Origin of the sequence: Rhodohalobacter mucosus (genome assembly GCF_003150675.1) — a bacterium.
Classification (GTDB): domain Bacteria; phylum Bacteroidota; class Rhodothermia; order Balneolales; family Balneolaceae; genus Rhodohalobacter; species Rhodohalobacter mucosus.
Genome location: NZ_QGGB01000006.1, coordinates 214,678 through 240,380 on the forward strand (window position 1 = coordinate 214,678; position 25,703 = coordinate 240,380).

Genomic DNA, 25,703 nt, shown 5'->3' on the forward strand with positions numbered 1-25,703 from the left:
CGCCCTCATTAACGGGGGGCGCTTTTTTTTTAAAGACTCCTCCCACATCACCACCTTCTCACTACTCAAGACTCAAGACTATAATGATGCAAAACACGGAATCACTTGCACAGGTACAAAAAACAGTTCTTCCGAACGGTCTGAAAATCGTCACTGAACGCATTGATAGCGTAAAAAGCGTATCAGCCGGGATCTGGGTGAAAACAGGAAGCCGCAATGAGTCGAATGATCTTGCGGGCGTTACCCATTTCCTTGAACACATGCTCTTTAAGGGTACTGAACACCGTTCTGCTTATGATATTGCACAAAGCATGGAATCGGTTGGCGGCTACCTCAATGCATTTACTTCCACAGAGTACACGTGCTATTTTGCCCGCTGTCTCGACACGCAGCTCAACAGCGCGCTGGACGTGTTGAGCGATATGGTCAGGAACTCGGTATTTCCGGAAGAGGAGCTTGAAAAAGAGAAAAAAGTGGTTCTTGAGGAGATGAAGATGTATAAAGATAGTCCGGATGACTACGTTTTTGAGCTATTCAGCAGTCGCGTCTTCGACAACCATCCGATCGGACGTCCCATAATCGGGTTTGAAGAAACCGTGTCTTCCTTTACAAGGCAGGACCTGTTCAACTACATGGCTGAGCGATACCGGCCGGATAACCTGCTGGTTGCCGTTGCAGGCCATGTGGATCACGATGAGGTTATTGAACTGGTAGAGCAGAAACTTGACCTGAATCAGGCCGAACCAACGGAAACTCACGAGCAGCCTCTTACGCCATACACACCGCACAGCCAGGAAGTAACGAAAGCGATTGAGCAAACCCATATGGTAATGGGGAGAAGGGCACTCAATTACGACCACCCGGATAAATATCTTTTGCTGCTTGCTAATACGGTTTTGGGCGGTGGAATGAGCTCCCGGCTGCATCAAAATATCCGCGAAAAGTATGGCTACTGCTACGCAATCGGCACATTCAATCAGTCATATACCGATTCCGGTTTATTCGGGATTTATGTGGGAACCGACAAATCGTACGTGGATCATGTTCGTGAACTGATCGGTGTCGAATTTGAACGGCTGCAAAACGAAAAAGTGGAAGAAAAAGAGCTGAGTGAAGCAAAAGCACAGTTGAAGGGAAAGCTACTGCTTTCACAGGAGAACACCAGCAACCGCATGACCCGCCTTGCAAAAAGTGAACTCTATTTTAACCGCTTTGTGACGCTCGATGAGCTTGTTGAAAACATTGACGCCGTGACGGCGGATGAATTGACGTCATTCTCCGCAGAATTTTTCGATGCGGAAATGTACTCAGAAACGCTGCTGCTTCCTGATTCGAAATAGCGAAAACCGCGGAAGCACGAAATTAAAAACCGGTACCGGATACACACTACTCACTACCCAATGACCTACATCAATCAACTTTCCAATTACGAAAATGAAACGGTAACACTGAAAGGCTGGGTCTATAACAGCCGGAGCAGCAAGGCAATTCATTTTATAGAACTCCGTGACGGTACGGGAATTTGCCAGTGTATTGTCTCCCTCGATGAGGTGGGTGAAGAGGTCTTTGAAGAGGCGGGAACACTGAAACAGGAGAGTTCGGTCGAAATTACAGGCAACGTGGTGAAAGACGACCGGAGTATTGGGGGGTATGAGCTTCACGCAAGCGGCGTTAAAGTGATTCAGGTGGCTGATAACTACCCGATAACGCCCAAAGAACACGGAGTGGAATTTCTTATGGAGAATCGGCACCTGTGGCTCCGAAGCCGACGTCAGTGGGCGGCCATGCAGGTTCGAAATGCTATTCAGTTTGCCATTCACCGGTTTTTTCAGAAGGAAGGATTTATCCAGATGGATGCACCCATTTTTACCGGCAATGCCGCAGAAGGAACGACAAACCTGTTTGAGACCGAGTACTTTGAGGAGAAAGCGTATCTGACGCAGTCAGGTCAGCTTTACGGTGAAGCCATGGCGATGGCTCACGGCAAAATTTACACGTTCGGGCCCACATTCCGTGCCGAGAAAAGCAAAACCCGGCGGCATCTCACCGAATTCTGGATGATCGAGCCCGAGATGGCGTTTTACGACCTTAAGATGAACATGGACCTCGCAGAGAAAATGCTGAAATTTGTTATTGGTGCTATTCTGGAGGAGAAATCCGCGGAACTTGAGATCCTGGAGAGAGATACAACCAGCCTTCAAAAAGCGGTGGATGAACCGTTTAAGCGTATATCCTATACGGAAGCGGTTGAAATCCTGAAGAGTGAGAAGACAACAGGTCTGCTCGATGAGATGGAGAACAGCCGTAAAGAGGAAGTCAATGAGATCAGAAAAGAGGAGGAGGAGATACGGAAAGAGCATGGTTCCGCTAAAAAGTGGAGAAAAGCACAGATTGACCAGCGAATAAAAGAGATTCACGCGAGGATCGATCAGATTGAAGAAGATCTCAGAAACATTCCGGTCTGGAAAAAATCAGCAGCTGAATTTGAGTGGGGAAGTGATTTTGGCGGAAGCGATGAAACGGTGCTTACAATGCAGTTCGACACACCGGTTATGGTTCATCGGTACCCGGCAGAGGTGAAGGCTTTTTATATGAAGAGGGACCCTGAAGACGATCAACTTGCATTGGCTCTTGATGTGCTTGCACCCGAAGGCTATGGCGAAATTATTGGAGGAAGCCAGCGTGAGGATGATCTGGATGTTCTTCTTTCCAGACTCAAAGAGCACGACCTGCCCGAGGAAGTGTTCAGCTGGTATCTTGACCTCCGCCGATACGGCACAGTTCCCCATTCCGGTTTCGGCCTGGGATTGGAACGAACCGTCGCCTGGCTGTGCGGCCTGACGCATGTAAGAGAGACGATCCCCTTCCCGAGAATGATGGGGCGCCTGCGGCCTTAGAGATTCACTAAAGATAGGTTCACCGCAGAGGCGCGAAGGCCGCAGAGGGTGTTATGTGGGGGACTTTAACAGGAATAGGAGCCGTAAAATAAATGGGTTTTTAGGCACCAATCCTGTGATGAAACGTATTAATCTTTAGCAGTCGAATTATTCACCTGTAGAGTGTTCTTCCGTGGCTAACACTGACTCTTCAAAATATAAAGAAATCATCTGAAGCCTCTTCTATACTTTTCCTCCGCGGCCTTCGCCCCGAGGCTTCGGGGCGGTGAAAACTTTTCTATAAACTACTCATGATCTGTTTGAGGCGTTCCCAGGAGGCGTTGCGGGCGGCTTTGTTGGCTTCAGGGCCTTCAGGATCGTCGCCTGATCGCATATAGGCGTGGCCTGCGCCCTCATAGATTTCATATTCATACGTTTTCCCGTTTCGCTGCATGAGCTCTTCAACTGCGGGTATTCCGGAATTGATGCGTGCATCGTTTTCACCGTAAAAGCCGTAAACGGGTGCTTCTATTCTCTGAATCGCACTTTCTTCGGTTGGTGCCGATCCATAAAATACCATCGCTGCATCGATCTGGCTGCTGTTGGTTGCAAATCGGAATGTTTGAGACCCGCCCCAGCAAAATCCGGCAACAACAACGGTTTCGCCTGCTGCTTCCAGTCCTGATACGTAATCATATACAGCATGGAGGTCTTCAGTGATCTGATCCGGTGCCAGTTTATAGAGGGCATCCCTGGCAGCATCTGATGATGGGTAATCCGAAGTTCTCGGATACTCCTCGCTGAATCCGGAAAGAAGATCAGGTGCTATAGCAATATATCCTGCTGCTGCAGCCTGGTCGGCAAAACTCCGTACCCAGTCGGTAAGCCCCCGGTTTTCATGAATCACAATGATGACCGGGGCCGGTCCGCTCACTTCCGGATAAGCAATAAAATTGTACAGGTCCCGGTCACCGGATTGAAGGGTTACCCATTCATGATGACGGGGGGAATTTTCGAGCTGATTAAGGGCAAAATCCTGAGCTGAGAGGGATTGAGCGGTAAAGATCAGGTAGAGTGAAATGATGAGTGTTTTCATAAAGTGAGATGAATTTGGCTGTAGCGGCCATGCCATCTGAATGGCAAAGCACACTTGTTCTAAACTACGTGGTTTATCAGCGTTAGTGTTCATAAATCATTTTGCGGGTCATCCCGCCGTCAATAACCAGGTTCTCTCCGGTAATAAAGTCATTTTCCGGGTCTGTCAAAAACAGGCAGGCCCTTGCAATGTCCGAGGGTCTGCCAACTCTTCCGCTCGGATGCTGTTCATGATCGATATCCCTGAGGGTAGCGTATTCTCCGGTCTTTATCCACCCGGGACTGATACAGTTTACCCGTATACCCAAATCGGAAAGAGAGAGAGCCAGGGCGTGGGTCAGTGCCACAATTCCGCCTTTTGAAGCCGCATAGGCCTCCGAATTTTTCTCGGACATTATAGCGCGCGTCGAGGCAATATTAATGATCGATGCTCCGTGCCTGCCTTTCATAAGCGGTGCGGCCTCTCTTGAAAGCAGAAAGCAGCTTCGCAGATTTGTGTTCAGTATCCGGTCCCAGTTTTCGACCGTCAGCTCCAGGGGGGACTCAAATTCAGAAACACCTGCATTGTTGATGAGCGCGTGAATGCCACCATACAGATCAGCTGTTTCCCGAACCAGTACTTTCAGATCATCGGGAACGGATACGTCGCATTGCATAAATTTGGCAGAGTATCCTGCATCAGTCAGCCCGGATGCACAGGAAGAACCGTGAGCGGCATCAATATCAGCTAACACGGTATTCCAGCCCGCTTCTGCGTAGGCGGTTGCTATGGCTTTTCCGATTCCATTTGCAGCACCGGTTACAATTACGGTTGATTTCATTGAAAGATTATTTATTTGAAGATGCTTGTTTGGAAATCCATAATCCCTGCTTGTCAGTTCCGCATACGAGCTTTATGTAGTGTGTCCCTCCGTTAAATGAATGAAGGCAATGTGAGTCTCCCCTTGAGAGGAGTACCTTCGTGAGGCGGGAGGGGGCATGAGGTTTTGAAATGAATGCCAAAACATAATTAATTGAATTAGGTAAACGCATAGTCCCTGAATAAGCCACCACCAGGAAATTGGTACTTATTCGATTCAATTGCTTATTCAGAGAGCAGGTTTTGATGTTTTCAATTCATAGGAAAAATATGCAAAATCTTGTCCGGCTTATGAGTTTTCAAGAAGTTCTTTGAGCTCCTTTTTTGTGCGGAAGAAAAACATATTCTCATCCTTGAACTCCCTGGCACAAAGATCGTCAGGCAGAATAATGCGTTTATTATAGCTTTTTGCCAAAAAAACTCCCCCTGATGTGAAAATGCTCCTGTAATTGAAAACAACGTAATCACAGGCATTCATAAACTCAGGAACGTTCTCCTCACTTATAAACTGGGGAATCAACAGGATGTTATCGGAATTTCTGACCAGCCTCCGAAGACGCTTAAAATACTTCATCTGACCGCGCTTTACGGGCCCCGCAATGATCAGTTTTTTCTGTACCGGTAAATCATTGAAGATTCTGCAAACAGTTCCGATTCTCTTATACGGACTCAAATGGCCGATCATCAGAAAAAGCCTGTCCTGTATCTTCAGATTGGCATCATAGCGCAAATTGATTGCTTCCACTGCAGCAGCCCGCGGATAGAGAGAGCGCGGATAGACGGGATGCGGTATCATTCTGAATTTGCTTTCTTCCACCCCGTAGAAGCGGCTCAGTTCGGGTATCACCGATTTGCACTGTACGTGCAGCAACTCGGATGCACGCGCCATCCATCGCCGCGCAAGGTAGTTGAATCGGAACAACTTTCCATCGGGCGGCATTTTGTTGTGTATTGTCCATACCAGTTTGCCTCCAGACCAAACAAAAACCATAATACAGAACAGTTTATAGAGATAAACAGGCAGATTGAGAATTCCGGTACATTCCAGCCAGTGGTAATGCAGTAGTGTGTTTGACTTTTTTCTGGCGGCAACGATCAGTTTGATATGTTTCCAGCCCGACAGGCTTTGTACCCTGTATTTTTCCGACTTGAATAACTGATTGTACGTAAGGTAGAGATAATCGGATTTTTTGTAGGCAAACCGGACCTGTGGCGCAACGATTACAGATAGCGGGTCATCAACGCCACCCATAACTTCGGAATAGAGATCTTCAAGTGTGGTTTCGATTGGCATGCCGCTGTTGATCAGAAATTATATTGAATTCCAAAAGAGTGTGAGGTCCCAAACCCGGTTGAAAACGGCACCATAGCATAGTTGATTCGGACCGGTTCGAGAATCAGCCCCAACCCGAAACTGAGCGGCCGTTCGGTGGGGCCGAAGCGATAGCCGGTCTGTACGGCAAATAGACCTGCAGCTTCGCCTGTCAGAGCCACATTAAGATAGCCGTCCAGGGAGTCGCTGCCTGCAAAGTCGCTGCTTGTTTGTTCCTGAATCGGTTTGCTGTAGGATGCATGAACAGAGAGCAGAAGCGGAAATTCGTTGATGCCCGGTGAAACAAACTCCAGTACAGCAGCAGAAATACCTGCATTCCAGCTTGATGGAACGGGTGTGGATATGGTATCAAGTTCTTCCATCTCACCAAGGTTATTTACAGAAACCCCCAGGCGGACCCTTTCATCAAGCAAACCGGCTGATGCTCCGAGTGTATACGCATAACCATTTGCAATAAACTGGAACACCTCTTCGCGGATATATTGAAGGGTAAAACCTGCAGAGACCGGCCCCAGCCGGTAGGCTGCTGAGCCTGCGAGCGAAAGATAGCTGACTGAAAAGGTTCCTGAAGCGGGTCCCGGACCATCCCTGGCCTCGAAGTTGTCTGCTTTCGAGGAAAAAACACCAAAAGCAATGGCAGTGCGGGAGTTTGTTCTGAAATTGATGCCTGCAAACTGGTTTCCAACTTCTGAAATCCATAGCGTATAACTGAGGTCCACGCTTCCAGATGGTTCAAAGGCAAGCAGGGAGGGATTGGAGTACATAGCTGACGGGCCTGAAAGCATAGCTGTACCCGCTTCAGAAACAGCTAAAAGCCGGGGTGAGGGCCCGATGTTGAGAAAGTCGAGACCGCTGCCGGTATCCTGTGCCGATAATACTTCACAGGTAAAAAACAGCAGCAGGAGACAAAGTGCATTATTCTTCATACTGAATGACAATCATTTGATGAATGATACCAATGATATGATAATAAATTGAATGCTCTCGTAGTATTGGCAAAATTGGAGTCCAACTGAACGACGTCATACATCGATGTGATGAATTTTTCCGTGCAACGCATCTTAAATATCCAGCCGGATTGCAAATACATGCATTGTGGAAAACCCGCCGGGCTCACGGCGAAAGGCATAGTCGATGGCCGGTGAGTATCGATCGAAGGGAAGATGAACGGAAAACCCGAACGATGGCTGAATACGATTTTCACTGCCCGCATCCAACAGTTCCAGCCCGGACCGAAGCGTAAACCGATCATGAATCTGATACTGCGATCCCGCCCGTAAAAAAAGGGAGCGGCTTGTCTGTTCATCCCTGCGTGTTACGGGTACCTCAAAGCCGTTTTGATTGCTGATTTCATCCGTAATCCGAGTTGATGACTGGAAGCGCAGTTCTGTGTCCTGGCTCAGCAGCCAACGGTCTGTGACCTGCCATGAGAGTCCGACAACAGAGCGCACCGGAAACGGCTGATCGCGATCGAGCGCCTGGTCGGTTCCGTATAGTTCGGAACTGTCAATATTGACAGACCCCAGCAGGTCCCTGATTGCAAGGGCAGCCTGCAGACGGGAAGAAAGGTGAATCAACAGTCCCGCATCAATGCCTATACCAGTGGAAGCGGGAATTTGCTGATGATATACCGCATGGTTGTACTTAATACCGACACCGGCCCACACCTTTTTTGAAAATCGAACTGCAAAGCTGCCGGTGAGCTGATATTCGGCTGTATTCAGCATCCCGCTATGGTAGCCGTCGGTTGTACGCCCGTCAATATCCCGTACCCGTGCATTAAGAAGCGTAAAGCTCAGGCCTGCAGTAGGAGGGAGAGGCAGCCGGATTGCGGCCGAATGCAGCTGTCTGTCGAACTGCAGAGCGGCAGTCGAGATATCAATCTGAATATCCTCACCGGGCATGGCCGCCAGTGCCGGGTTGTAGTATGCATAGCTTCCCGGAAGCGTCACCGCCGTCATTGCGTTGCCCATGGCCATGCCGCGCGGAGAAAATCCCATACGCGTGAACTCACCCGCATAACCGCCTGTCTGCGCAAGAAGCAATCCCTTTTGCGTAACTAAAAGTAATGCTATGATCAGAATCTTTTTCAAGGATCAGTTCGTGCTAAAGCGTTAAGTGTTTGAGTGTTTATGTGCCGGGGTATTCAATTTCTATTATTCAGACATCAACAATTAATAATAAACCACTGACAACCAATAACTAACACAAAATTAAAAGTCGCAAACCGCCAGTCGTCCATTACCCATTCTTTAGTCCAGCAGTAAAATCTTTCCTTCATCCCGTCCGCCTGGTTTGTCAATGATGTAAAAATAGGTTCCTCCGGCAACGAGGCGTCCGTTTCTGTCAGTGCCGTCCCAGATTACCTCATAACTCCCGCTGCCTCTCGGATCTGCGGGAAGTGTGCGGATCCGGTTCATGCCAAAATCGAATACTCTTACGTTGACGGGTCCCTGCTCTTCAATCTCAAATTTTATTCTTACAGCATGGTGAATCCTGGGCGAAAAAGGGTTGGGATAGGCGTATGAGTCCACATTCGGGGCATCGGGCTGATACGCGTTGCCGCCGCTCAGCGGCATGTTCACACGGATGATGCGCCAGGAATTCCCGCCGTCCGAAGTGGATGCAGCGCCATCTGATGTTCCCACCCACATTCCGGAAGAGGTGGCATCAAGTGTAAAATAGCGTGCATCCGGCCTGATAAAGGTATTCGGGCTTCTGATTTGATTTAATCGCCTCCAGCTGCTTCCTTCATCATCCGATATGTAGAGGCCGTTATCTGCGGCCGCGAATACAGATCCGTTATGGAAACCGATGTCATTTACGCGTATGCCTTCCAGGTGGCGGGTAAAGGTTTCGCCACCGTTGGTGGTGGATACAATCCCGAATGAATCGCGATTCTGGCTATCCGTTTTCCAGTTGGTCATCCAAATCCGGCCCGTCCCGGGTTGTTCACGGATAGATACGATCCAGTTGGCAAGCAGTCCGTCTTGCCCGGCGTCGTTGGCATTCCATGAAGAGCGCTGCCACTCAATCTCATCAAAGGGTGCAGAAAGGGCATTGTCTGAGATATTGATACCTCCGGCGGTACCCACCCAAACACGGTTACTGCTGTCAATGAGAAGTCCGAAACCCAGCAAATTGGTATCGAACCGCGGATCGTACCGGTTTACGATCTGATCATCTCCGGTGCGTGAAACCCAGCCGTAACCGTCCGGACTGGAGGGATTAAGTTCATTAGATGCCGATGGAGGCAGTATGAGCCGTTCCCACGATTGTCCGTTATCTGTGCTTCGAAGCACACCGCTTGCCCAGTTGACGGAAAGCAGTGTGTTACCGGAAAAGTCCACCTCAAAGGGTGGAGACTGCTCGGGAACGGTAATACGGGTGCGGATATAGGTTTGTCCTCCGTAACTGAATTCCAGATCACAGGGAGGTCCTACGGAAATATTGTCGCACTCCCCCGGAGGCGGTTCATCAAGGGGGAATTCTAAAAACTCCCATGATTCTCCGGAATTAAAACTTTGATAGTATCCCTGTGCGGCCTGAACGGGATTACCGCCGCGCGTGGAAGTGAAACCGAGTCCTGCAAGGATACGGCTGTTATTTGTTTGAAGAGAAAAAACGCGGCCCCGCCCCGAAAAAACACTGTCCGCGTTTTGGGGGATGTAAATATCACCGCTGTTCTCAAAGTAGGCGTTCAGGCCCGGACCCAACCAAACCACCGAACCTGTAGCGCTGACCGAACTGATGGAATTTTGCGACAGGGAGTTGAACCTGTCCTGAATGGGGCCAAAAGATTGGGCGAAAGCTGTCTGCAGTGTGAAACAGATTATGATGATAGAAAAAAACGCTGCAGCAATCATTCCGTGTATTCTCCTGAAGATCATTTCAGAGTTTAGTGAAAAAAGATCAGCAGGGAAAGGTATATCTGGAAGGACCTTTTTTGTTTTGAATCGCAGAGGCGCAGAGAACGCAAAAAAAGTTTGCGACACCCAAAGGGATACCGGCGGCAGAGGAAGGGAGTTATTTCTGTTTTCCTATTAACAAACTATGGCATCTCCAACGCTTTTCCGTGCCTCAGTGGCTAAAAACTCTGCGACCTCAGTGACTCTCCCATAGGGATCCCTTCGGGGTGCGGAGAAATTTTTTTCGCCACCGAACCTCTCTTTTTGCGCGTATAGCAACAGGAATCTTTCATTCAAACTTCAAAACTTTCATCATTATGGAATATCAAATAAATCGAAGAAAGAGACCATCTGTAGCACTAGATGCTGCACGTATAATCTCAGTATTATCGATCATTTTAATTACATCCTGCTCAGAAAGCGGAACCTCTGTAGATCCGGATGAACCTCAAACATTTGAGGAAGTCATAGCTCAAGGTGGAGAGACCGGAGATTTCCCTGAATCCCGAACCACCGATACACTTTCCGTAAGCGAACCGGTAGCGGAAGACCGTCAGGTACAAGAAGCCGGAAGCACGGAAACCCAACGCTGGATCTGTACAACAAAAACCCTGAGCGTACTGGACGGTAACGGGCAATTTCCGCTTTTTAATACCAATGCGGATGTGGTCTACCCCGGCAACCTGCTGCAGGGAAAGTCTCTGTCGAATGCCACACCTGCACCTATTGTAGTGGAGCGAGCAGGCGGAACCATTTCGTACGATCTGAACAACGGTAATCTTTCTTCCACTTTTACTGTCGATAGGGTTAGCAAAAGCTCTATCCAGAATGCCATGAACAACATTATAGCGAATGCGGGTGAAGTTGTGCCAGCCAATTTCCAGCTGGATATTCAGGAAGTGCAGTCCGAAAATCAGCTGGCTTTGGAGATGGGGCTTAACGTCAGCACCTATACTACCAAGGTTAAGTCAAATATGTCATTCAGCACCGACAGGGAATACAATCGATTCCTGGTGAAGCTCACGCAGAGTTACTACACCATGAGTTTTGACCTTCCCACCAGCCTGGATCAGCTTTTCGATGAAAGCGTTACCCCGGAACAGCTGGCAACCTATGTTCAACCGGATAACCCTGCTACATTTATCTCTTCGGTCACCTATGGACGCATTTTCTATATGCTGGTAGAATCCACATCCTCCAGACAAGAGATGGCCGCTAAACTGGATGTCTCCTATGGTGCCTTTAGAAATAGTGTGGACGGCAGTGTGGATATCGATAGCTTTCAGGAGATGAACAACGTGAAGATTAAAGTAATCGCATATGGCGGAGATGCAGCGGGTACTTTTGAGCTGGCAGGCGAAGCCACCATACAGAATGTTGCAGATAAACTAGCAGAGAGCACGGATATTCGAGCCGGATTACCCCTGTCGTATGTGGTACGCAGCGTAGAACGTCCCGATAAGATTGTGGGGACAAGAATTGCTACTGAATTCGATGTGGTAGATTGCGAACTGAAAGGAGTTTTGCCCCCGGTTACATTTAAGCCGTGGGTTGATCTTTTTGATGATGGCGTCGGTGCGGCAACCAACGTACGTGATGATATTGTGATCCTGTTTAACGGTGCAGGTACCGAATACGCCTGGTTCCACGACCGCCAAATTAAAGGAGATAAATATAGTATAGCCGACGACTCAGCTCCATTGGGTGTTGTTCCTTTTGATGCTGTGGGTTCAGCACTGTTGTTTGATGACGGCAATATCTACCTGATGAATAAAGAAGGGACTAAAAACGCCCCTTTTAAATTTACACCTGGAACGGTATCGGGAGATCCGCAAAATACACCTTTTGGCAGTTATTCCGGCGTATTTGATATCAACCAGTGGGGAAGTAACAATCATCCTTTTGCGATTGATGGGATGGGTGCCGCTACAAAGCGAATTAATATACCTTCCGGTATAGATTACAGCATGTATCTTTTCAATAGTGCCGGAGATAAGTATGTGGGATATCAGGATGGAACATTCGGCCCGGTTATCGATTTTGCAGACTGGGGACCGGCAGACCAGCATGAGGAGTTCACCATTGTAGGTGCAGCTACTCGCATTAAGCTTGGGGCGACCGAGCATAATATTTTCTTCAACAAAGATGGCGACGAGTTTGTGATCTTTAATTTCCAGGGAAATGACGGAGCAAAGCAATTTTCACAACCTTACGTTATTCGTTGAATAAAACCTGAAAATGTAGTGGCATAAAGTCACAAAATAATGGGTACAACAGGAAGGTGCTTTTGGTGATGGGAACATCGCCGGAAGCACCTTTTTTTGTGTTCACCGCACCCCATAGGGATCCCATCGGGGTGTGGTAAATCATCTATTCTCCGCGTCCTCCGCGCCTATTCGGCGAAATATTCTTCGCCACTGAGCCTCTCTTTTTGCGCGTAGAGAGACAGGAATCATTTAATCAACCTTAAATAACCTGTTAATGCCATGAAAAATCCATTTTCCATAATCCAGCAAGGCAGTAGCCTGAGACTGTTGTTCGGTCTGCCGATCATACTTCTTATTTTTTTTATGAGTGCCTGTTCAGAGAACACGACTTCAGTAGACCCGGTAGATCCGATTGATCCGGATGAGCCTCCAAGCCTCGGAGAAATTATAAACGGCGCCGGTGAGTTCGAGGAAGTCGAAGAGAGCTATAGTGAATCGGAAACCGAGGAGCTGCCGCTGCAAACGTCCGGAGATCAGCAGTACTACTGCACCACGCAAACGATAAACCTTACAAAGGGCTACAGCGATTTCCCTCAATTTGACCCCAACTCACAGGTTATTTTTCCAGGTAACCTGCTGCAGGGCAATACACTCGACAATGCAACGCCCAGCAGCATTCCCGTAGACCGGGGACCCGGAACCGTGGTCATCACGCTTGTTAACGGTGCATCCTCCGCCAGCCGTCAGCTGGACGTTGTTGGCCTGGGGTCCGTTTTTGATGCGATGAATGAAATTATTGCGGATAATCCGGGGGATCTCCCGGCTCGTACCACCTACTCCATGGAGCGCATTACCTCTCGGGAACAATTGGGAGTATCGCTTCGTGCTGAGTACAGCAACCTCACAACAGATGTTCAGGGGTCATTCAGCTACAATGAGGATATCAGTTACAACCGCTACCTGGTTCGCCTAACGCAAAGCTATTATACGATTGCATTTGAGGCGCCAACCGATCCGGCAGATTTTTTCGGGGAGGATGTCACCGCCGAGCAACTCAGCAGGTATGTACAACCCGGCAATCCTGCTGCGTATATATCAAGCGTAACATATGGTCGCGTGTTTTATCTGCTGATCCAGTCCACGGACTCGTTTCAGGAAATGCGGGCTTCCATTGATGCCAGTTTTAACGGTGGGGTGTCAAGTGGATCTATTGGCGGAGATGTAAAGTATGTGAGTGAACTGAGCAGCGTACAGATAGGTGGATATGCCATAGGTGGCGACGCGGATCAGGCAGCCGCAGCACTGACCGGTGATCTTGATGCACTGAAAACATTTATTGCGGAGGGCGGAACCATTACCACAGGGCAGCCGCTCAGCTATACGGTGAATGCTGCAAATGATCCCGCCAGGCAGCTGAAAGTGAAAGTGGCAACTGAATACGATATCGTTGACTGTGCGCCTTTAAGTGATGCTCTTTTTGATGGGGTGGCATGGTACCGCGGTAGTAAGGGAGTAGTGTGGGATCCCATTCTGGGAGCACGCGGCATCACAAGATGGCAGGACCTGTTTGGAGCACAGACCGGAGACAACAGCCGGGATGCGGTTGTTCCGTTCGGCGGTCCTCAATTTGCCGGCCTTTGGAACCCGGGCAACCCTGATGGAGGATACGTACCCTCCTTTCAGTTCAATACAACCGCCTTTACCGGCAGGATGCGTGTTCCCGGAACACCCCTGCGGAATACGGATTACACCATAGCAGCGATTGTCAGCAGAACGGGCTTACCGCCGGGAGATAATACCCCAGTGTACTGGTTCTGGGGCGACAGCAGCACGGAGGGCCGGGGAATACGAATCGGTTTCGATGATAGCCAAACAGTGAGTATAACACATGGCGGAGATTCAAAAGTGACTGCCAATCTGGACACGAATATCTTTAATGATCAGCTGCTGATCTTTACGTTCAGTCAGACGGATGGTATGAGAATTTATATCAACGGACTGGAAGAAGCACACGATCCGGATTTCACAACTCCCATTGAGCAGTTTCTGGGGTCGAGCATCGGAGTGAGTGATATCAATGGATTTGGCAGCGGAGTGGGTTTTGCTGAGATCAGAATGCTGGAGCTGCAGATCTACGATTACGTACCCAGTATAGTTCAGATCAGGGCACTTGAGAAAGGCCTGCTTGAATATTACTTCGACAGAAGTTAGACCGGCTTTTTGGTCAATGGAAGAGGTGCTTTTGGTGATTGAAACATCGCCGGAAGCACCTTTTTTTTGTTCACCGCACCCCGAAGGGATCCCTTCGGGGTGCGGTGAAATTTTTTTCGAAGGAGCAGGCTATTATGAATGAAAAGTAAGTGAACAGCCTGAAAAGTCTTGATTTGGATTTATGAATAGCTGAACTTACTTGTATAAAGGTTTGCAAGAAGTCTGAGATTATAAGCAATTCCGGTTTAAGACAGACGTGGGGGGAAGGGATTATCTCTGCAACAAAAAAAAATATCGCAGTTCTGTTCTTTTTTATGGTTTTATTAAGCCTGTTTATGGCTCATCTTGCTATGGGGCAGCATGCAATAAAAAAACCTTTAAAGAATGAGCTCCGCGTAACTTCCGTTAATGATAATTATGCACCTCCCTTTCGTGACCGCTATTTCACCAACGGTTTAAGTATTACGTATAGCCGGGCCACTGAAGGCACCTTTTTGGAAAAAATTACAAAAAGTGAAGAAACCGCTAAGTCCATTATCCGGATTGGTATCTCCCATGAGATCTATACACCCGAAAATATCTCTGAGACTAACCCGCTGTCGAATGACAGACCTTACGCAGGTTACCTCTTTACAAATATAACCGTAAATACTTTCTGGGAGAGCAAAAACAGTCTGCGGTTAGCACTACATACCGGTATAATCGGCCCATTGGCAGCAGGGGGCAGTGTACAGGCATGGTGGCATAAATTGATCAATCAGGAACAGCCGCAAGGTTGGGAGAGCCAGATTGGTAACGAGCCTGTAATCAATTTTGGGCTTACATATGGGCGTTCCTGGACGCTATCACAAAAATTTGATGTGATATCAACTGCCGGCGCAGAGACAGGTACAGGTTTCAACAATCTATATGCCGGTGTAACGGTAAGAGCAGGAGAAATTCGGCCAATGGATCGCTCTGCAATCACCGCAAGCATGCCGGAGACTGGCACTATGCCTGATTTTCGGAAGAACGAATGGTATCTGCTTTTTGGCATTAAAAACACCTTCGTAATTCATAATACACTCATTGAGGGAAACCTTTTTCGCCCGTCAAAAAACGGTCATACCCAATCGGCTGAATTTTACCTGTTCGACATCATAACAGGTTTTGCTTACAGCACAAATGCAGTTACCTGGAAGGCGACAGTGCACCGGCTAAGCCCCGAATTAGCCGGCGGTGGAAATCACACCTTTGCAAGTTTAGAAATGGCTGTGAGGTTTTAATGATGATCCTGATCCATCCAAAGAAATATGTTTTGATAGCGGTCATAATTTCACTGTTGACCGGCAGCGTGGATGTAATGTCAGGTCAACATACCGCCACAGACAATGCCGATAGCCTTAATACCAACCGACTGCGAACCGTAATAGGTGCAACCTCAGCCTTTTACGCCGGTGGCTTATACTTTCTGAATAACATTTGGTACAAAGATGATCAGCCGGTTCCGTTCCATTTTTACAACGACTGGTCCGGCTGGAAGCAGGTTGATAAAGCCGGTCACATGTATAGCAGCTATTATATAAGCAAAAAGGGAATCGACGCCCTGCGATGGGCGGGAGTTTCAGAAAAAAAAGCCGTCTGGCTGGGCGGCTCGATGAGTATCGTCATGCTAACACCAATAGAAATATTTGACGGCCTGTTTGATGGCTATGGATTTTCAGTGACCGATATGATTGCCAATACGGCCGGCAGTGCGTTGGCGGTTGGTCAGGAACTGCTCTGGCAAGAGCAGCGAATCAGGATGAAGTTTTCCTATTATCCCACGCGGTATCCTGGGTATCGGCCTTCCTATTTTGGAGAATCACGGATAACACATTTCTTTACCGATTACAATGGTCACACCTACTGGCTCTCGGCCAATATCTCTTCCTTTTTGCCTGATTCAAATTTTCCAGGGTGGTTGGATATTGCATTCGGATACGGGGCAGATGGACTGCTGGGCGAGTTTGAAAACCCACAATATTCCCGGCAAGTCAGGCTGCCTGACTTTGAACGTACCCGTCAGCTCTACCTGTCGATTGATCTGAACCTGGAAGCGATTCAAACCCGGAGTAAATTCATTCGAGGTTTGCTTGGAGCGTTGAATATGATCAAAATACCCGCCCCGGCTATTGAGTTTAACAGCTCCGGGCGCATTAAGCTACATCCCGTTTACTTCTGAACAAACGATAAAGGGAGTTTCTTCAGAAAAGTACTTTTTTTTGAACCGTATTCACCGCACCCCGTAGGGATCCCTATGGGAGAGGCGCAAAGACCGCAGAGAAGGTTTGCCACGCCCCGATAGGTTCCATATGGGAGATGGCTCGGAATATGTTAAACATTCGAATTTACAAATCTTGCTATTCCCAAATATATTGTACCAATAACTTCATGAGTAGCAGGTATACCGGGCAATTGGAACAGAGACACACAAACAAACACTTCCGTGCCTCTGTGGCTACAACCTTTGCGGCCTCCCCGCCTCTGCGGTAAAGAAATTTTTCGCCAGTGTGCCCTTCTTTTTGCGCGTACAGTAACAGATATCCTTTATCAAATCAACACTAATCTGTTACGATCATGAAACATCCAGAAAAAAAATCTAACCAATTAAGCAGCTTTAAAGGCGTACTTCTGCTGCCGGTCAGCCTGATGCTGATTCTTCTGAGCTCCTGCTCGGAGAACGGCACCTCGGTGGAACCGCCGGCTAATACTGAAGATGTCGATGAATTCCTGCAGGGACTCCCTTCATGGAGTCAGTTCTCTCCACCGGGACAATCCCAGCCCCCAACCGAAACCGGTGAATCGCAGACCGAAGAAGATGTGGTCCTGGATGTGGAGGTGATTAACGATGAGGGAGAGATCGAGCTGCTGGAAGATGTGACCTACTCCTGCCAGGTGCAGCCCTTTACCCTTACCGAGAACCCTCAGCAGATCGCCATGTACTCACCCGACCGTGAGATTCTTTATGCAGGCGGACTCATCCAGGGCAAGAGCCATCGCGACGGCCTCGGCAGCCTTCTGCCGCTGCCTATTTCCGAGCGTGCACCGATAAACGTATCCATACCCGGTTTGGCCAATGATGACAATTTCCGTACGGTAGATAACCCGAGTCAGGCAGCTGTTGATCAGGCGATCGGTTCCATGATCGGCGGGGCCACGGCCAGCGGTTTGTCCACGCCCAGTTCCATCAGTTTCAAAATGGAGACCTACCACAGCGAGAAGCAGTCGGCCCTGCAGATGGGTTTGTCGGGGAATTATCTTGGGTTTGAGGCATCCGCCAGCGGAAGCATCGACCGTAAGCGATCTGAAAAAACGGTAACCGCCCAGTTCTACCAGAAGATGTATGAAGTGGTGGTGGAGGCCCCGCAGAGTCCGGGCGACTTTTTCAGTGATGAATTTACCGAAGCCAAACTTCAGCAGCAGATTGATCAGGGCCGCATCGGTCCGGATAACCTGCCTGTGTATGTGTCCAATATCGTGTACGGACGTATGATGATGTTCTCGATCACCTCCACGGCCAGCGAGGACGACATCCGCGCCACTCTGCAGGCGGGCTACAACTCGATTGGAGGCAGCGTGGAAACGAATCTCAGCGCAAAGCAGAAAGCGATCCTGCAGGAGTCAAAGATCAAGATCACCTCGATTGGCGGTGACGCTGAGGCCACCCTGGCCATGATCCGGACCGGCGATTGGTCGCAATATTTTACCAACAATGCACCGCTGTCAAGCGCCGCACCCATGAGCTATACATTCCGCAACCTGGGCGACAACAGCATTGCCAGCGTAACCGAGACTACCGAATACAATATCCGCGACTGCACAGCGCGTCAGGCTACACCCGGCACGTTCAGTTTTCTGGATGCTCAGAACCTGTCTCTGCCGGTAACAGCTCCGGCCAAGGTGTTGACAGGGGATGTGAACGGCGACGGCAACCAGGATCTCATCTATAACCATGTTAGCGCCAATTCCAATGAAACAGCGGTAGCCTTTTCCAACGGTGACGGCACCTTTACGATGAGTACGCCGGTTTCGCACAGTGAAACGCCGGCCAACGGCTGGAGCCAGTATGTGGTGAAGGTGGGCGACTTCAATAACGACGGGTCGGACGACCTGGCCTGGGGCCGCATCATCAACACCAACACCACCTACATCGGACTGTCTAACGGCGATGGTACCTTTGAGGAGATGCCCGTATTTACACGAACAGGCAACTGGGGTACCGATTACCGCTTTGAGGTTGGGAATGTTGACGGCAACGATGGTGATGACCTGGTCTGGAATGTACTGGTCAACACCAACAGAACCTATGTTACGTTTTCAAATGGCGACGGAACGTTTGGAATCGGGAATTCTCAACCGACAGCCGGAACGTTTCAGGATCATCCTCAAACCGGCTGGAGCGAAACCACATACGACTGGTCTGTGGCCGATATCAATGGGGATGGCCGCGACGACATCGTTTGGTTTTCACAGGGTATCAATTCCTCAAATGTCTGGGTAGCCGAAACGGTCAGCGATCAGCTGGGGTCTGTATTCAGCTTCAGCAGTCTTTTCAGGCCCGGTGTAAACGGATGGACGGACTACAGAACAATCGTTGGGAATATCGACGGGAAGGAAGGTGCAGACCTGGTGTGGATCAATCCAAATGGCACGGATGCAAGTCCTATTCACAAAAACCTGAGCACGGGAAGAAGCCAGCCATATGAAAAAGGTCCACTACAGTGGTTGTACCGCGATGGAGGCCCTTTTCCATGGCAAAACAGGCTTTTGGATGTGAACGGTGACGGGCGGAAAGACCTGCTGGCCACTTCACTGGAAACCGTAAATCACATGGTGGTCGGGCTTGGGAAAGAGGATGGTAATTTTGATTTCTCACGCGTCAGCCAGGATCATCCTGCAAGCGATCAATGGGCACAGTTTAAAATCCTGACCGGTGACGTAAACGGCGACTCGCGCGATGATGTGATTTTTGTTAACGCGGATGCCACCAACACGGTCTATGTGGGACTGGCCAGGAGCAGCGCACAGTAAACCATAAGCGTTCATATCTGAACTAACCGTAAAGAACAATTCGTCAAGACAGCAAGGTGCTTTTGGTGATGGGAACATCGCCGGAAGCACCTTTTATTGTTTACCGCACCCCGAAGGGATCCCTATGGGAGAGGCGCTAAGGTAAGGGCGTGAAAAAGTATTGCCACAGAGGGCACGGAAGGATTTGTTTGTCTGCGCTTAACTTGCCTATGTATTTCCGTTTACCCTGATGTGATATACTAAAAAAACTTCCTGGAAACCTCGATTTGTAAATAAAAGTGATTGACATACTCCGTGCCCTCAGTGGCAATACTTCTCCGCGTCTCTGATGTGAAAAATTTTTTCGCCGGGGTACCCATCTTTTTGCGCGTACAGTCACAGATACCAACTAACTAACCTTCAGAAACCTGTTACAATCATGAATTACCAAAGAAAAAGACCTTCCTGTTCAATCAAGCTGAGAGGCGTACTCCTGCTGCCGGTCAGCCTGATGCTGTTTCTGCTGAGCTCCTGCTCGGAAAACGGCACCTCTGTGGAACCGCCCGCTAATACCGAAGATGTTGATAATTTTCTGCAGGGGCTTCCTTCGTGGAACCAGTTCGCGCCCCCGGGGCAAACACAGCCGCCTACAGCAGTCGGCGAAGCGCAAGCCGAGGAGGACGAGATACTCGATGTGGAAGTGATCAATGAAGATGGATCCCTCGACATGCTGGAAAACGTGACCTACTCCTGCCAGGTGCAGCCGTTTACCCTTACCGACAACCCGCAACAGATCGCCATGTATTCGCCCGACCGTGAGATTCTATATGCAGGTGGTCTCATCCAGGGCAAGAGCCACCGCGATGGATTGGGCAGTCTTTTAGGTCTTCCCATATCAGAACGGGCTCCGATCAATGTGTCGATACCCGGACTGGCTAACGACGACAACTTCCGTACGGTGGACATTCCCAATCAGGCTACTGTAGACCAGGCCATTGGCTCCATGATCGGCAGCGCCACGGCCAGCGGACTGTCCACGCCCAGCTCTATAAGTTTCAAGATGGAGACCTATCACAGCGAGAAGCAGTCGGCCCTGCAGATGGGACTCTCGGGCAACTATCTCGGATTTGAGGGCTCCGCCAGCGGTAGCATTGACCGCAAGCGTTCGGAGACCACGGTGACGGCACAGTTCTATCAGAAAATGTTTGAAGTAGTGGTGGAAGCTCCGCAGAGTCCCGGTGATTTTTTCAGCGAGGAGTTTACCGAGCAGAAGCTGCAGCAGCAGATTGCACAGGGGCGAATCGGCCCTGACAACCTGCCGGTCTACGTATCCAACATCGTATATGGACGCATGATGATGTTTTCTATTACCTCCACGGCCAGTGAGGATGACATCCGAGCCACCCTGCAGGCAGGCTACAACTCGATCGGCGGCAGCGTGGAAGTGAACCTGGATGCCAGGCAGAAAACCATTCTTCAGGAGTCGAAGATCAAGATCACCTCTATTGGAGGCGATGCCGAGGCCACTCTTGCGATGATCCGTACGGGCGACTGGTCGCAGTACTTTACCAACAACGCACCACTTTCAAGCGCCGCGCCGATGAGCTACACGTTCCGCAATCTGGGCGACGGCAGTATTGCCAGCGTCACGGAGACCACTGAGTACAACATACGCACTTGTGTGGCCAAGCAAGCCACGCCCGGTACGTTTGACCTTCTTACAGCGCAGGACCTCTCTCTGCCCATATCGGTACCGGCACAGGTGTTGACAGGTGATGTGAACGGCGACGGTAGCCAGGACCTGATTTACAATCACGTAAGCGCCAATGCCAATGAAACGGTGGTGGCTTTCTCCAACGGCAACGGCACCTTTACGATGGGCACGCCGGTCTCACACAGCGCTACGCCGGCTGACGGCTGGAGCCAGTATGTGGTGAAGGTGGGCGATTTTAACAACGACGGATCAGATGACCTGGCCTGGGGCCGTGTAAATGTCACCAACACCACCTATATCGGCCTCTCGAACGGCGACGGGACCTTTGAAGAGATGCCCATGTTTACCCGCGAGGGCAGCGGTTGGGGAACACGTTATCTTTTTGATGTCGGCGATATAGACGGTAAAGATGGAGACGACCTGGTATGGAACACGATCAACACCACAAACCGCACCTATGTAAGCTTTTCCAACGGAGACGGAACCTATGGTATCAATAATTTTGGGGCTACTGATCAAAAATGGAATGACCATCCGATTGTAACCTCAGCCTGGGCTCCCTACCGTTGGCGAATAGCGGATTTCAACGGGGATGGCCGTGATGATTTGATCTGGCACAAAGAGGGGGTTACCGGATCTTCCGGCCACCGCGTTCACTTTGCCGAATCAAAGCGGGATGATGAGGGGAATATTTTTGACTTCCCCGCCGTATTTGACAGGGGAACCGCCGGATGGGCCCCTTATGAAATCCTGATTGGCGATGTTGATGGCAATGCAGGAGCTGATCTGGTCTGGACAAAATCCAATAATGAGGGTCAGCGCCCGGTCTTGCATTTGGATCTGTCAACCGGAGGCAGCCCTGTACTTGTGGAAGGCGGACCCGCTCAAGCCCCTCCGGGAACAGAAGTAGCGCAGGACTACGAAAGCCGTCTGCTGGATGTAAATGGCGACGGACGAAAGGATGTGATCTTCAACCGGATGGGCCCGGTAAACAGAAGTTACGTTGGTCTAGGAAGCAATGATGGTGATTTTGACTTCTCACGCGTCAGCCAGGATCATCCTGCAGCCGATCAGTGGGCGCAGTTCGAAATCCTTACGGGTGATGTGAACGGTGATAATCGTGAGGATATAATTTACGTCAACGCCGATGCCACCAACCGGGTGTATGTAGGTTTAGCGAGGGGCAGCGTTCAGTAAGTGAGGTACGCACGGTAACTGAACAATAATTTTATGTTTGGTCAAGACAGGGTGCTTTTGGTGGTGGGAACATCACCGGAAGCACCTTTTTTTGTTCACTGCACCCCGAAGGGATCCCTATGGGAGAGGTGCTTAGGGTGCAGAGAAGGTTTGCCACAGAGGACGCGGAGTTTATTCTGTTCTCTTATTTACAAATCAAGATATCCTACACCATTTTCCGTGCCTCTGTGTTTACCAAAACCTTTGCGTTTTCCGCGCCTTTGCGGTTAAAAATTTCTCTGATTCGAATTACCTGTTTATTTCAGCTTCGACACGGGAGCTCCAGGGGCAAAAGCGGCCAACCTGGTCGACCCAGTAGTCCAGGTTTTGCTCCACGAAGGAGGGCCGCCCGTCGCAGACTTCAACGGATATCGAGACAAGGTCCCATTGGTTTTCAACAAAGTGCCAGCTCCAGTTGCCATTATAATCCACCTGACCTCTCTCAATGGGTCCGTTGATGTGCATTGTCCTTTCAGCAAAAGGTTTTTGAAGCTCCTCTTCCACTTTGGCGATAACCTCTTCGTCTGACGTCTGTGCCACAAACGTATAGTTTATGTCCGCACTTTCATGGGTAAACCGGTAAAAGCGTGTATCGTCCTCGCTTTCGGTACCGCAAGAGATCAGCAACGAGGTAAGAAGAATGATTGCGAAACTAAATAGGCGATTTGAAAATGTCATCCTGAATGGATGTTGATTTGCAATTATGTATGTACAATGCAAACGGCTGAGAAATCTGCATATTCTATCCGGATTGAATAGTAAGGGGGTAGCCAACCAATAGTATCGGGGCGGAGAACGCAGAGTGTCTTTGGCAGCCACAGAGGGCACAGTTTTTTTTATTCCCTTATTTACATATCAAAGTACGTTAATCATTTTCAGTGTCCTCTCCCTTCGGGACGTTGGAAAACTGCTCAGCGGCCTCCGCGTCGCTGGGGTGAAAATTTTTTCGCCGGAATGTCCTTCTTTTTGCGCGTAAAGGTGTGGTATTAAAACTTCACCTTATAACGAACCAATTCTAAAATGACCATTTCAAAATCCATGGTTTGGGACTTCAGCAAACCAATGACTCAGATAAAAAAATCAACAGTTCTGATCTCATCCGCTTTCCTGTTGCTGATCACTATTTTCCCTGCCCTTGCTGCGGCACAGGAGCTGCCTGAAGACCTCTCTTTTTCGGTCGGGATAGGCTGGCGGACTGGCGCCGGAGTTTACACTGGGCGATTCTGATGACTCGGGAACTGCAATCATGGCATTCGGTGAGCTGCATTATAGGCAGATTATCGGCCAGCTCTCTTTTACCTCCATAATGGGAGAGACAATCGGAAACTTTTATACATTGGATAACGCATATGCCATTCATGGTTCGCTGGGATACAGCATCGCGGTTTCCGACCGGATTGAGGTCCCCGTTATGGCAACACTTGGCGGTATGTTTATCGGTTACACAACCGCTCCGGTTTTTGGTTCACCGGGAGGAAACTCTTTTTCTGACGGCAATGTGCAGATCGGGGCGACAATCGCGCCCAGATACGCCATAACCGATCAGTTTTCCATTTTTGCATCACTGCGGTACATGCAGGGAGTGGTAACGGCTGATGAAAGCGAGCAGATCGACCTGATGAAAGCAGCAGCAGGTGTCCGGTTTACCCTGTTTTAATAGTGCATTAAAAGAGAATGTAACCGCAGAAACGCAGGGGTTACTGAGTTTTTTGCCACAGTGGTACGGATGATGAATGGGGATACCTCGAAATGTTTAGAAGTGAACAGAAGAACCCCAGTGCTTCAGTGGCAGACCTTCTCTGCGGCCTTTGCGCCTCAGCGGTTTTAAAATTCCTTTTACCCTCAGGATATTTGTGATTGACAACCGATTGACTTAAAATTAAGTAGTATTTAATCAATTGGTTTCATGATGCTGAAAGTCGGTTTCTATCTCTCCGCGGTTGTCGCACTCTTCCTGCTTTTTGCTGTGTCCTGTGACATGAATAAGGCAGAGGATGTGGTATTGCTCAGAACCGACAGCTTCTCCGGTAATACGCTGGACCATGTCAGACGATGGGTGATCATCTCCGATGAAAAAGGGAGGCTTCTGGATTATCGTGAAACAACCGATGCCGAGGGGGTTCTGGAGTTTGAAGGAGACGCAGGGGATCGGATTATCGTTACGGAACTGAGCGTTGCCTCGTTTGATCAGGGCGGCACCACCCGGCTTCAGCACAATATCAGCACCTACATGGGGGTGCTTACCGGAAATTCTTATTTTGTAGCGGATCCCGTTAACAATGGCGGCTCACCCTACCCGGATCCGGTTGGCAAGGCCAAACTTACGCTTTTGAACTATACCGGCAGCTCAGATCCCTACTTTTCAATCGGATTCTCCGACAGCTACATGGTGTTTAATACCTGGCTCGACTACGACACATGGACCTATGAAGGGTCGACTTATGCGGGTGAGGTTGAGCTTCGCGAAGACCCGCTCGATATCTTCATCAGCACCTATGAAGGTCTCGAACCGTTCTACACCTGGGTGCGGGATGTAAATGTGGGTGATTCGATTGTGGTGGATGTGGAGTCCTTTCAACCTATGATACCCGTCACGATCAATAAACCGGTACAGAATGCCTACATTCAGGGACAGATTGAGCCGACTCTAGGGGGGAGAGGATATGAATTGTCACGATCCGATTACTGGAGGCTCTCTGACTATTACGAACCGGGAGAAATTCCGGTAATGGGCTATGTAGAGGGATTCGACACTTATGATGTTTATGCATCAAGCGGACCCGTTCTCTGCTGCGAACCCCACGAACGTGTTACCTACCACAAGCTGGGCAGCAGCGTGCCCTCTTCGATCGTTCTGCCTGACTATGCGCTAACTCTCCAAAACGACAACATGTTTAACCTCAACTATACATTGGCAGGCAGTTATTCATACAAATTCATTTTTGGCAGTGTTGAGGAGGAGAATAATACACTTTGGTGGTTCGTAAACGCACCGCAGGGTACAGACTTTGTTACTCCCCGCATTCCGGATGAAATTCTGGCTCAATACCCGTTTCTTAAACAGGATCAGCTGCCGATCCGGAGTGCAAGATTCACGGAAAGCCTGGATGGATATTCCTATGATGATTTCGTCAGGCGTTATTTTGAGCGAACGCCGGGACGAACAAATTTTGAGGAAATCCGGTATTATAAACAGTTTTAAAGGGAACTGTTGTCCCTCCGAAATCAGCGTG

The 25,703-nt window shown here is 49.3% G+C and carries 18 protein-coding genes; 11 read left to right on the forward strand and 7 right to left on the reverse strand.

Going from position 1 to position 25,703, the window contains the following annotated elements:
• The first annotated feature begins 83 nt into the window (after positions 1–83).
• Complete coding sequence (locus DDZ15_RS08675) at positions 84–1,340, forward strand: M16 family metallopeptidase (protein WP_242978958.1); 1,257 nt, start codon at positions 84–86, stop codon at positions 1,338–1,340.
• Between the two features lie 60 nt (positions 1,341–1,400).
• Positions 1,401–2,897, forward strand: a complete 1,497-nt coding sequence (locus tag DDZ15_RS08680; protein WP_109646696.1) for an asparagine--tRNA ligase — start codon at positions 1,401–1,403, stop codon at positions 2,895–2,897.
• Positions 2,898–3,174: 277 nt separating this feature from the next.
• On the opposite strand, the gene DDZ15_RS08685 is transcribed toward DDZ15_RS08680, so the two are convergent.
• The 6 genes from DDZ15_RS08685 to DDZ15_RS08710 form a co-directional block, all read right to left on the reverse strand.
• Entirely contained in the window at positions 3,175–3,972 is a 798-nt protein-coding gene (locus tag DDZ15_RS08685) for a dienelactone hydrolase family protein (RefSeq protein ID WP_109646857.1), read from the reverse strand.
• 82 nt (positions 3,973–4,054) lie between these two features.
• Positions 4,055–4,792: an SDR family NAD(P)-dependent oxidoreductase gene (locus DDZ15_RS08690; RefSeq protein WP_109646697.1), complete on the reverse strand. Its 738-nt coding sequence runs from the start codon at positions 4,790–4,792 to the stop codon at positions 4,055–4,057.
• Between the two features lie 327 nt (positions 4,793–5,119).
• Complete coding sequence (locus DDZ15_RS08695; protein WP_109646698.1) at positions 5,120–6,124, reverse strand: glycosyltransferase; 1,005 nt, start codon at positions 6,122–6,124, stop codon at positions 5,120–5,122.
• Between the two features lie 11 nt (positions 6,125–6,135).
• Positions 6,136–7,089 (reverse strand): PorV/PorQ family protein, encoded by a 954-nt coding sequence (locus tag DDZ15_RS08700; RefSeq protein ID WP_109646699.1) that lies wholly within the window; start codon positions 7,087–7,089, stop codon positions 6,136–6,138.
• A gap of 135 nt (positions 7,090–7,224) precedes the next feature.
• Positions 7,225–8,256: a PorV/PorQ family protein gene (locus DDZ15_RS08705; protein WP_109646700.1), complete on the reverse strand. Its 1,032-nt coding sequence runs from the start codon at positions 8,254–8,256 to the stop codon at positions 7,225–7,227.
• Between the two features lie 159 nt (positions 8,257–8,415).
• On the reverse strand, positions 8,416–10,053 hold the full coding sequence (locus DDZ15_RS08710; protein ID WP_146198553.1) for a FlgD immunoglobulin-like domain containing protein: 1,638 nt from the start codon (positions 10,051–10,053) through the stop codon (positions 8,416–8,418).
• A 335-nt stretch (positions 10,054–10,388) separates the two neighbouring features.
• Here DDZ15_RS08710 and DDZ15_RS08720 point away from each other — a divergent pair, with 335 nt between their 5' ends.
• The 6 genes from DDZ15_RS08720 (at position 10,389) to DDZ15_RS08745 (ending at position 22,431) form a co-directional block, all read left to right on the forward strand.
• Complete coding sequence (locus tag DDZ15_RS08720; RefSeq protein WP_109646703.1) at positions 10,389–12,296, forward strand: thiol-activated cytolysin family protein; 1,908 nt, start codon at positions 10,389–10,391, stop codon at positions 12,294–12,296.
• A 261-nt stretch (positions 12,297–12,557) separates the two neighbouring features.
• Positions 12,558–14,489 (forward strand): thiol-activated cytolysin family protein, encoded by a 1,932-nt coding sequence (locus tag DDZ15_RS08725; protein WP_109646704.1) that lies wholly within the window; start codon positions 12,558–12,560, stop codon positions 14,487–14,489.
• A gap of 335 nt (positions 14,490–14,824) precedes the next feature.
• Positions 14,825–15,754, forward strand: a complete 930-nt coding sequence (locus DDZ15_RS08730) for a lipid A deacylase LpxR family protein (RefSeq protein WP_158278657.1) — start codon at positions 14,825–14,827, stop codon at positions 15,752–15,754.
• Positions 15,754–16,692: a DUF2279 domain-containing protein gene (locus tag DDZ15_RS08735; protein ID WP_109646706.1), complete on the forward strand. Its 939-nt coding sequence runs from the start codon at positions 15,754–15,756 to the stop codon at positions 16,690–16,692. Before DDZ15_RS08730 ends, DDZ15_RS08735 begins: the two co-directional genes overlap by 1 nt.
• A 395-nt stretch (positions 16,693–17,087) precedes the next feature.
• Positions 17,088–19,541 carry a thiol-activated cytolysin family protein gene (locus tag DDZ15_RS08740; RefSeq protein WP_109646707.1) on the forward strand — a complete coding sequence of 818 codons (2,454 nt, stop codon included), beginning with the start codon at positions 17,088–17,090 and terminating at the stop codon, positions 19,539–19,541.
• Positions 19,542–19,959: 418 nt separating this feature from the next.
• Positions 19,960–22,431, forward strand: coding sequence for a thiol-activated cytolysin family protein (locus DDZ15_RS08745; protein WP_109646708.1), 2,472 nt, complete (start codon positions 19,960–19,962; stop codon positions 22,429–22,431).
• Between the two features lie 288 nt (positions 22,432–22,719).
• Here DDZ15_RS08745 and DDZ15_RS08750 read toward each other — a convergent pair whose 3' ends face one another.
• A complete protein-coding gene (locus tag DDZ15_RS08750; RefSeq protein WP_109646709.1) occupies positions 22,720–23,148 on the reverse strand; it encodes a BP74-related protein in 429 nt (142 codons plus the stop codon).
• A 342-nt stretch (positions 23,149–23,490) separates the two neighbouring features.
• Here DDZ15_RS08750 and DDZ15_RS16620 point away from each other — a divergent pair, with 342 nt between their 5' ends.
• The 3 genes from DDZ15_RS16620 to DDZ15_RS08760 all read left to right on the forward strand — a co-directional run bounded on the left by DDZ15_RS16620 (position 23,491) and on the right by DDZ15_RS08760 (position 25,672).
• The gene (locus DDZ15_RS16620) at positions 23,491–23,697 is read left to right on the forward strand and encodes a hypothetical protein (RefSeq protein ID WP_146198554.1); all 207 of its coding nucleotides are present in this window, start codon (positions 23,491–23,493) and stop codon (positions 23,695–23,697) included.
• Between the two features lie 19 nt (positions 23,698–23,716).
• Positions 23,717–24,127, forward strand: coding sequence for a hypothetical protein (locus DDZ15_RS08755; RefSeq protein ID WP_109646710.1), 411 nt, complete (start codon positions 23,717–23,719; stop codon positions 24,125–24,127).
• Positions 24,128–24,376: 249 nt separating this feature from the next.
• Complete coding sequence (locus DDZ15_RS08760) at positions 24,377–25,672, forward strand: hypothetical protein (protein WP_109646711.1); 1,296 nt, start codon at positions 24,377–24,379, stop codon at positions 25,670–25,672.
• Positions 25,673–25,703 lie beyond the last annotated feature (31 nt).